Consider the following 9,074-nt stretch of genomic DNA (forward strand, 5'->3'; position numbering starts at 1 on the left):
TCTCCTGGATGTTTTCGTCCGCCGCAATATTCAGGGATACGTTCTCCACATCACTGATAAAGTTTTCCAGTCCTGCTTTCGTCTGCTTCAGGATTTCCAGATTGATATCACATGCCTTGGTATTCAGACTGCTGCGCAGCTGAAAAGTCACAATCATAAACAGCAGCAGCAATGGAATTACCTGAAAAATCATAAGGCTGCATAGAAATTTCTGGCTGATTCCCAAATTCTTCAACTTATTTTTTAAGCTGTTCATAATCTCCCTTTTTTCTTTCGGTATTCGGTAGCGGAACAGCCTTCCAGTTTCCGAAATACTGCCGAAAAATATTTTTCATCCCGGAATCCCACCTCCCTGGCTATTTCCGCATTTAGATCTGCTGTGGTTTCCATCCTCTTTTTTGCTTCTTCTATGCGGTATTTATTCAGATACTCCGTAAACGAAATACCCATTTCCTTTTTGAACAGATAACTGAAGTAATTCTTGGATTTCTTCACATAAGAAGATATAGATTCCACCGTTATCTCATCCCGGTAATGCATGCTGATGTAGGATAAGGCTGTAATTACCATCTGGTTTGGGGTTTGTCCCTGATTGCCGGAAACACCTGTCAGAATCAGATAGTAAACATTTAATACCCATTCCCGGTACTGCTCTATAGTCAATAAATCGGGGAGCGCCAGGATACTCTGCCTGTTTTTTTCCAATACTGCCTCCACGTCCATTCCGCTGCTTTTTAAGGTTTGAAATAATAACTGCACCAGATTCATGCACGTTCCTTTCACAAAGTCATAGGAAGCTATTTTTAAATCCCTCATGGTACAAAACTGATTTTTAATCTCTTTTTCAGCCTCCCCATAACGAAAACCTGCAATACACAGACGTAAGTGCGCTGTCTGCTCCAGGGAGAACATGGTCTTATTCTTGCAGCTTTCATCAGCCTGGTCAATTAACACACAGCCTCCCAGATACAATCGGTGGTCTAAAAGCTCCGCCCCGGCTTTTGCAGCAAAAGGAAGGTTCTTTAAAGGTGTGATTTCAGAAACACCTGCGGATAATCCAGGACCCACGGCCTTCCTCAGTTCACGATTCATACTGCGTAATAAATTGCCCATCATAAAAATCACCTGATCCCTGGATCTGCAGATATCCATAAAAGTAAACCACACCATTTTCTTTCCCCAGCGCAGCAAAAAGTTATCTTCTCTTCCTGTATCTTTATTCAAAAGCTGCTTTCTCACATAATTGACACAGCCATTAGCTGCTTTGGTCCCTCTGCTGTCAAAGTCGAAAACCATACACAGGATATTCTGACTCCCTTTGTGTTCCGTATATGCTTCCAGGAGCCTTTCATACTCCCCGTTTCCGGGCTCTTCCCCATCAAAATAAGCCTCCAGACTCTTCTCCAGTTTTTCTTTTCTCTGCTGCGCGTCCTCAAGCTCCCGGGTATCTATCTCTCCCATGATCTTTTGTATCAGCGCCGTAAGCTCACCGATTTTGATTGGCTTTAGCAGATATTCCACTACGCCGATATTAATTGCTTTCTTTGCGTATTCAAACTCCGAATATCCGCTCAATATGACTACATGGATATCCGGATTTCTTTTTTTGGCTAATTCAGCCAGTTCAAGCCCCGTCATTCCAGGCATGCGTATATCGGTAATCAGAATCTGTATCTGCTCTCTTTCCAAAACCCTTATTGCACCTGGAGAATCTTCTGCCGTAAACACTCCGGTTATCCCGTAATCTTTCCATGGTATCCCTAATTCAATCCCTCTTCGTATTTGTATTTCATCATCCACGATCAATAATTGTACTTCCAAGGACTGTCATCTCCCGACCTGAATTATTCTGGCAAGCGCCAGCATCTGCCTCCATTTTATCATGTATCGCATCATGTAACAATCGAAAAAGGACTATCGCATTTAAAAAGACAGGCTTTTTAATATACGATAGTCCTTACTTACCAAATTTGTTATTTTATCACTACTGCCATCTTGTCCATCTGTTTGAAATGTCTTTCAAATGAACTGATATCATACGTTTCTACTTCCCGTAACGGATCACATACGGTAACTGTTTCATTATTTAAATCAAATCCGCTCAATACCATACAGTGTTCATTTCCCGGCCAGCGAAGCAGCTTACCGTCAATTTCCCACTCATCTGTATATTCGATATCCACATCAATGTTCATAGATCCCCAGATAATAACCGGATTTCCGGCACGTATCTCATCAAATAAATCTTCCAGATCCGTTCCGCTGACATCATATGCCCGCTTTGCACTGTTCTGCTCTGTCAGATATTTATTAGCCGTTCTGACAATTACCGGTGCAAAACATCCATAGGAATCCTCATCTCTGGGATTACCAAGAAAAGCATCCTCATAGCTGTTGACACCCGGTCTGCCTTTCGTGAGATAGTTGTCCGCAAGATCCTCTTTATCTACGCCATAGCCTTCATAGTTAAGCGCCATCGTCAGGGATGTAATCTCGCACCCCGTTGGCAATTCCGGCAGCTGGCTAACTGGTTCAACATAAAGCATTTCTGATTCTGTCTTCTGGATTGCTAAATCTGAACTGCTGTTTTCCGACTCGGACTCACTTTCCAATTCCATATTCTTTTCCGTAGCAATCGAATTATAATTACTGGAAACCGGTGCGGTTCCTGTTGTCTGCTGTTCATTTGCCGCAGAAGTAATATCCTTATCCTGATTTGTTCCTGCCTGGAGACTGCTTTGTTTTTCTGCTCCTGCATTCGTTTCCGTTGTTCCTAATGTGACATTTTCCTGATATTTTCCGCGATTCTCACTCTCTCCTGTCCCACGAGCGTATATCATCACCAGGCAGCCACTGAACAGTAAAACCTCTGCTCCAATGACAAGGGCAATCTTAGTAAGCTTTTTGGTAAATTTACTTTTTTTCTTCATCATAATTCCTATAATACCACATATTTCAAAATTATGGTATCTATTTTTGTAAAAAAAGTATGAACATTTGTGATGTCCGTTACGGTTACAGTTCACGCCCTTTTACAATTTCCAGATTTCCTCGTTATACTGTCTGATCGTCCTGTCAGATGAAAAATAGCCAGCCTCGCTGATATTGACCAGCATCTTTTTAGCCCATGCCATTCTGTCTTCATAATCTGCGAACGCCTTATCCTTAGTCTCAATATAATCCTTGATATCCAGAAGTGTCATGAACCAATCTTTGCCGATGAGTTCCTGATGAAGCCTGCTTAAATTTTCCTTACAGCCAATCTGAAGCATCTCTTTGCCCACAATAAAGTCCACCATTTCTTTGATGGCAGCATCGGACTCATAGATATCCTTGGAAACATAATCGGCTTTCTCATAATGAGCAATTACTTCCTCACTGGATTTTCCAAAAATATAAATATTCTCATCACCGACCAGCTGGTGAATCTCAACATTCGCCCCGTCCTCGGTACCAAGGGTTACGGCTCCGTTCAGCATGAATTTCATATTTCCGGTTCCGCTTGCTTCTTTAGATGCCAGAGATATCTGCTCGGATACATCACATGCCGGAATCAGTTTTGACGCTTTGGATACATTATAGTTTTCCACCATTACCACGTTTAAGTATGGTCGAACGCTGGCATCCCTGGAAATCATTTCCTGCAGGCATAAGATCAGATGTATAATGTCCTTCGCAATGACATAAGCCGGAGCAGCTTTCGCACCAAAAATCATGGTAATCGGTCTCTTTGGAAGTTTACCGCCTTTTATTTCCAGATATTTATGGATAATATAAAGCGCATTCATCTGCTGTCTTTTATATTCGTGGAGACGTTTTATCTGAATATCATAGATTGAATTTTCATCAATTTCAATCCCCTGGGTTTCTTTCAGATACTCTTTTAATGCTGCTTTATCTTTATTTTTGATGTCCAGAAGGCTTTTTAAAACTTTTTCATCATCTGCAAATTTGCGCAGTTCCTTCAGGCAGTCTGCATCTTCTTTAAATCCATTTCCGATCAGTCCGCTTATCAGCTCCGTCAGATCGGGATTACAGTGCATCAGCCACCGGCGGAAGGTAATGCCGTTGGTCTTATTATTGAATTTTTCAGGATATATATCATAAAATGGCTTAAGCTCGGATTCTTTCAGGATCTGTGTGTGGAGAGCGGCAACCCCGTTCACGCTGAAGCCATAGTGAATGTCCATGTGTGCCATATGAATGCGGTTGTCTTTGTCAATAATCGCAACTTTTTCATCCTTATATTTTTCTTTGACTCTTCTGTCCAGTTCGTCGATAATCGGCAGCAGATGGGGCACTGCTTTTTCCAGATAGTATCTCGGCCATTTTTCCAACGCTTCCGCCAGAATCGTGTGATTGGTATATGCACAAGTCTTGCTGACAATGGCGATAGCTTCCTCCATGGAGATTCCTTCTTCCGTTAACAGGCGGATTAATTCGGGGATTACCATAGACGGGTGGGTGTCATTGATCTGCACCACTGCATGCTTGTGCAAATCATGAAGGCTGTATCCATTTTCTTTGCATTCCCGGATAATAAGCTGTGCTCCATTGCTCACCATAAAGTACTGCTGGTAAATGCGAAGCAGCTGTCCCTTTTCATCACTGTCATCCGGATACAAAAACAATGTCAGGTTGTGCAGAATATCATTCTTATCAAACTTTATTCCCTCTTCCACAATGGATTCATCCACAATGTCGATGTCAAATAAATGCAGCTTATTTGCATGATTATGATATCCGGTTACATCAATATCATACAGGCTGGAGATTAATTTAAATCCTTTAAATGGTACCTCAAAATGAATATCGGTCTTTGTCAGCCAGCTTTCGTTTGTAATCCAGGGATTTGTCAGCTCTTTCTGTTTATTATTTTCAAAAATCTGACGGAACAGCCCGTAATGATAATTCAGCCCGATTCCATCTCCATTTAAGCCAAGGGTTGCAATGGAATCTAAAAAGCAGGCAGCCAGTCTTCCCAGTCCGCCATTTCCAAGAGATGGCTCTAATTCTACTTCTTCAATCTGTGTCAGGTCTTTTTTATTTTTGCCCAGAATCTCTTTTACTTCATCATATAACCCCAGATTAATCAGATTATTAGATAAAAGCTTTCCAATCAAAAATTCTGCGGATATATAGTAAAGTTTCTTTTCTCCTCTGTTTTTACCGGATTCTTTTATGTGATTTTTCGTAAGCTGTAAGAGTCCAAGATAAATTTCTTCATCCGAGCATTCTCCAATTGTCTTTTTAAATTTTTCTTCCAGGTATCCGTTTAATTCATTTTCTAACATTCTATTACCTCCTCGATTGACTAATGGCTCATAAAATATTTCAACTTATATTTCGAAACTTTTCGAAACTTTTTCATTGCCATATTATCATTTTTATGGTATATTGTCAATATAATTTTCGGACTGCAGGAGCGTACCGTGACAGCTTTCAGCCAGCCCGCTTACTTGGAGGAAATCTTATGGCGACAATTAAAGACATAGCAAAAAAATTAGGCATTTCTCCCGCCACCGTTTCCAAAGGACTGAATGGAGCAAGCGATATCAGCGAAAAAATGCGGCAGTCCGTCCTGGATGCGGCGGTGGAACTGGGTTATAAGCCAAAATCCCTGCAGGGCAAAGTAATGCGCAGGATCTGTATTATGGTTGATGATATGAACTATGAAAATGTAGACCAGTTCGGTTATGAAATTATTTCCGGATTTGAACAGGCTGCAGTACGAAATAATTACGAGGTCACAATTGTTCCCACCAACCTCTCTATGCAGACAAGAGCCGGTTTGAAAACTCAAACAGGCTCCAGGGAAAAATATGACACTTATATGTTAAAAAATGGATACTCAGGAGCATTTCTTCTGGGCTTCCGGCTTCACGATGACTATTTAAAACAACTGAACCATACGAAGGTACCAACGGCTCTTTTAGATAATTACATTGAAGACAACCCCTTTGTGGGATATGTGGGAACTGATAATTTTGAAGGTATGAAAGGTGTGGTAAACCATCTCGCCGCCAAAGGGCACAGACGAATTGCCATGCTCTGCGGAAACCAGGATTCCATGATTACTGAGCGCCGCCTGAATGCGTACAAGCATTTTTTGTGGGTAAATAAAATAGATCTGGATTTAGATCTGATTGCGTATGGTGATTACCATGTGGACTGTGCTCCCTTATATGTTCCTCATTTTCTGGAAAAAGGAGCGACTGCGATTATCTGCGCCAGCGACTTTATTGCATCCGGCGTTATCAAGCAACTCTATAATATGGGCAAGAAGGTACCGGAGGACTTAAGCGTTACCGGATATGATGACCTCCCCCTTGCCCGGTATCTGATCCCGGCATTGACAACGGTACGCCAAAACCGGGTAGACCTCGGTAAAAGTGCATTTATTCTTGTGGACAGTCTGATCAAAGGGGTCCCTATCAGCCGCATTGAGATGCGCCCTGCCTTTGTTGAGCGTGATTCCACAGGCTGCGTTTCATCTCATATACGATAACAGTGGTTCAAAGGACCCGCGCCCTGCCCCAGATCCAGATTTGCCCGGATCGCACCGGACAGATAATCCTTTGCACGCCTAAGGCTGCCTTCCATACTATAGCCTTTTGCCAGCTGGCAGGCTATTGCAGATGACAGAGTGCAGCCCGTTCCGTGGGTGTTGGGATTCTCCATATGTTTTTCGTAAAACCAGGTTGCCTTCCCTTTTTCATATAACAGGTCATTGGCAGTCTCTTTTTGATGCCCGCCTTTTATCAGTATGGCTCCATCGTAAAAACCGGAGATCACCCTGGCAGCCGTCTCCATATCTTTTGGACTTTCTATTTTCATCTGGCTCATCACTTCCGCTTCCGGTATATTCGGTGTAACCAGTGACGCCAAAGGCAGTAGTTTTTTCATAAAAACTTCCCTGGCTTCCTTTTCCAATAATGTCCTGCCGCTGGTGGAAACCATAACCGGATCCAGCACAATGCGAAAAGCCCCATATTCTGCCAGCTTTCCTGCTGCCGACTCAATCAACCCGGCATCCGGGATCATCCCGATTTTAACTGCGTCCGGGAAAATATCCCGAAAAATGCAGTCCAGCTGCTGCTCTAAAAATTCCGGCGTACATTTTTCTATGCCAAATACACCCATTGTGTTTTGTGCAGTCAAGGCTGTAACTGCGCTCATGGCATACATCCTATGTACGGTGATCGTTTTAATATCTGCCTGTATTCCCGCTCCTCCGCTGCAGTCTGAACCTGCAATTGTAAGTATTTTCTTCATCCTGTTATCCTCTGTCATTATATATTTTCGTTGCTCCATTGTCTGGAACATGTCTGAAAATTACATTCTTCCAGCCGGCGGGAATGAATTTCCAAACACGCTCTAAATTACCCTCTCAGGAAATAAATTCTCCCATCGTTACAGCTGAAATATCTGCCAGTCCCTTAATTTCCTCCCAATCCCTTACGGAACTTTCATCATAGAGCGCCGCTACCGGAAAGCCTGCCCGCTTCGCTGTCTTCACCGCATGAAGAACGTCTTCAAATACAAAGGTGTTCTCTTTGTCCGTTCCCAGTCTTTGTAATGCCGCTTCATAGATATCAGGCTGTTCCTTCCCCGCCCCTACTTTCCTGCAGGTAAAGATCTCCTGAAAATAGTGCAGAAGTTCCAGCCGTTTCAGGCAGATCCTTACCAGCGATTCATCGGTAGCTGTTGCCACACACATGGGAACCCCCTTATTTCTCAGGCTCTCTAAAAATTCTTTTACAAATGGCTTTCCCTTAATTTTCCCCTGATAATTCTCTTTTACCATTTGATTCACTTCGTCCATCATGAAATCTATGGCTTCATCAAACTGATAATGCTTCTTAATATATCGGGCTGATTCCTCAAAGCTCATGGACTTAATAACCTCATCCAGATCCGGCGCCGGTATTTTCCCCTTCATTTTCACATAACTGCTTCCTATGTTTTCCCACATAGCCATAGAATCCAGAATCGTTCCATCCATATCGAAAATAGCACCTTCTATTTCACCTAATCTGACCATAAGTTTTCTTCCACCTCGTTTTTCAGGCTTTTCACTGCCCCGGTAATATGATCACTTGCAAATATTGCGGAAACCACAGCTACACCGGATGCCTTGCAGTTCTTCAGCTGTTTTATGTTTTCTTTTGTAATTCCGCCAATCACCACCACCGGAATAGGCACTGCTTCACAGATTTCACGAATGGTTTCTTTGGTAATTACAACCGTATCGTCCTTGGTGGAGGTGGGAAATGCAGCCCCTACCCCAAGATAATCCGCCCCCTGTTCCCACGCACTTTTTGCCTGTTCTACCGTTCTGGCAGTTACTCCCAGTATTTTATCTTCTCCTAATAGTTCCCTGGCTATCTTGGGAAGCATGTCTTTTTGCCCAATATGTACGCCGTCTGCCTGACTGGCAATTGCCATTTCAACGTCATCGTCGATTAAAAACGGCACCTGATAGCGCTTTGCAATTTCTCCTATGCGCTTCGCTTCTTCCAACAGCTCACCTTTTTCCATATGTTTTTCCCGTAGCTGCAAAAAAGTAACCCCTGCTGCAAGTGCTTCTTCCACCTGTTCTTCCAGTGACTGTTCTCCCACCCATTTTCGGTCTGTTACTGCATACAGTTTCAGATCTTTACCACTAACTTTCATGATTCCTATCTCCTTTGTTCTTTTTTGTCACATTCATCATGGAATTCATAACGCACATTCAAATAAACCTGCAAAATAAAAGAAGTCCTGCAGGAAGTTGCAAGACTTGTCCCTGATACTGTTTCTTAAAATCAGGTCACAGATTGAAGTTCACAACTTCCTCTCAGCCTGTCAAACAAGCTCCCTGTCATTTTCATTTCGTATCAAGGTTTGATTTGTTACCATATTTAATTAGTTTATCATAGGATTTCGAGAGCGTCAAATTATATCCCTAATTTTTTTATCTTGAAGTATCACACAGCTAGTACTCCATCCAGCCACAAAGCCTACTGACAGTGCTGAATATTTTGTCAGTCTGCAAGGCGGAGGATGGAAGCGGAGTGGTTCCTCCGCTGACT

8 protein-coding genes are annotated in these 9,074 nt (G+C 42.6%); 1 reads left to right on the forward strand and 7 read right to left on the reverse strand.

Features of this window, described 5'->3' with window-relative positions:
* The 4 genes from ACH2DQ_RS14025 to ACH2DQ_RS14040 all read right to left on the reverse strand — a co-directional run.
* The coding region (locus ACH2DQ_RS14025) for a hypothetical protein (protein ID WP_395027150.1) at nucleotides 1-256 on the reverse strand (256 nt) is incomplete at its 3' end.
* Nucleotides 253-1,821: a response regulator gene (locus tag ACH2DQ_RS14030; RefSeq protein WP_394913216.1), complete on the reverse strand. Its 1,569-nt coding sequence runs from the start codon at nucleotides 1,819-1,821 to the stop codon at nucleotides 253-255. The genes ACH2DQ_RS14025 and ACH2DQ_RS14030, both read right to left, overlap by 4 nt.
* A gap of 152 nt (nucleotides 1,822-1,973) precedes the next feature.
* Nucleotides 1,974-2,933 carry a C39 family peptidase gene (locus ACH2DQ_RS14035; protein ID WP_394913215.1) on the reverse strand — a complete coding sequence of 320 codons (960 nt, stop codon included), beginning with the start codon at nucleotides 2,931-2,933 and terminating at the stop codon, nucleotides 1,974-1,976.
* A gap of 99 nt (nucleotides 2,934-3,032) precedes the next feature.
* Nucleotides 3,033-5,294: a glycogen/starch/alpha-glucan phosphorylase gene (locus ACH2DQ_RS14040; protein ID WP_394913214.1), complete on the reverse strand. Its 2,262-nt coding sequence runs from the start codon at nucleotides 5,292-5,294 to the stop codon at nucleotides 3,033-3,035.
* Nucleotides 5,295-5,473: 179 nt separating this feature from the next.
* Here ACH2DQ_RS14040 and ACH2DQ_RS14045 point away from each other — a divergent pair, with 179 nt between their 5' ends.
* Nucleotides 5,474-6,508 (forward strand): LacI family DNA-binding transcriptional regulator, encoded by a 1,035-nt coding sequence (locus ACH2DQ_RS14045; protein ID WP_394913213.1) that lies wholly within the window; start codon nucleotides 5,474-5,476, stop codon nucleotides 6,506-6,508.
* On the opposite strand, the gene thiD is transcribed toward ACH2DQ_RS14045, so the two are convergent.
* The 3 genes from thiD to thiE all read right to left on the reverse strand — a co-directional run bounded on the left by thiD (nucleotide 6,496) and on the right by thiE (nucleotide 8,676).
* On the reverse strand, nucleotides 6,496-7,275 hold the full coding sequence (thiD, locus tag ACH2DQ_RS14050; RefSeq protein WP_394913212.1) for a bifunctional hydroxymethylpyrimidine kinase/phosphomethylpyrimidine kinase: 780 nt from the start codon (nucleotides 7,273-7,275) through the stop codon (nucleotides 6,496-6,498). The genes ACH2DQ_RS14045 and thiD overlap by 13 nt on opposite strands.
* Nucleotides 7,276-7,390: 115 nt before the next feature.
* Nucleotides 7,391-8,044, reverse strand: coding sequence for an HAD family hydrolase (locus ACH2DQ_RS14055; protein ID WP_394913211.1), 654 nt, complete (start codon nucleotides 8,042-8,044; stop codon nucleotides 7,391-7,393).
* Entirely contained in the window at nucleotides 8,032-8,676 is a 645-nt protein-coding gene (gene thiE / locus ACH2DQ_RS14060) for a thiamine phosphate synthase (RefSeq protein WP_394913210.1), read from the reverse strand. Before thiE ends, ACH2DQ_RS14055 begins: the two co-directional genes overlap by 13 nt.
* Nucleotides 8,677-9,074 lie beyond the last annotated feature (398 nt).

Source organism: Robinsoniella sp. (assembly GCF_034124845.1).

Excerpts from the sequence above, each read along its gene's own strand:
- thiE (WP_394913210.1), bottom strand. The coding sequence starts at position 8,676 with ATGAAAGTTAGTGGTAAAGATCTGAAACTGTATGCAGTAACAGACCGA.
- thiD (WP_394913212.1), bottom strand. The coding sequence starts at position 7,275 with ATGAAGAAAATACTTACAATTGCAGGTTCAGACTGCAGCGGAGGAGCG.
- ACH2DQ_RS14055 (WP_394913211.1), bottom strand. The coding sequence starts at position 8,044 with ATGGTCAGATTAGGTGAAATAGAAGGTGCTATTTTCGATATGGATGGA.
- ACH2DQ_RS14045 (WP_394913213.1), top strand. The coding sequence starts at position 5,474 with ATGGCGACAATTAAAGACATAGCAAAAAAATTAGGCATTTCTCCCGCC.
- ACH2DQ_RS14040 (WP_394913214.1), bottom strand. The coding sequence starts at position 5,294 with ATGTTAGAAAATGAATTAAACGGATACCTGGAAGAAAAATTTAAAAAG.
- ACH2DQ_RS14035 (WP_394913215.1), bottom strand. The coding sequence starts at position 2,933 with ATGATGAAGAAAAAAAGTAAATTTACCAAAAAGCTTACTAAGATTGCC.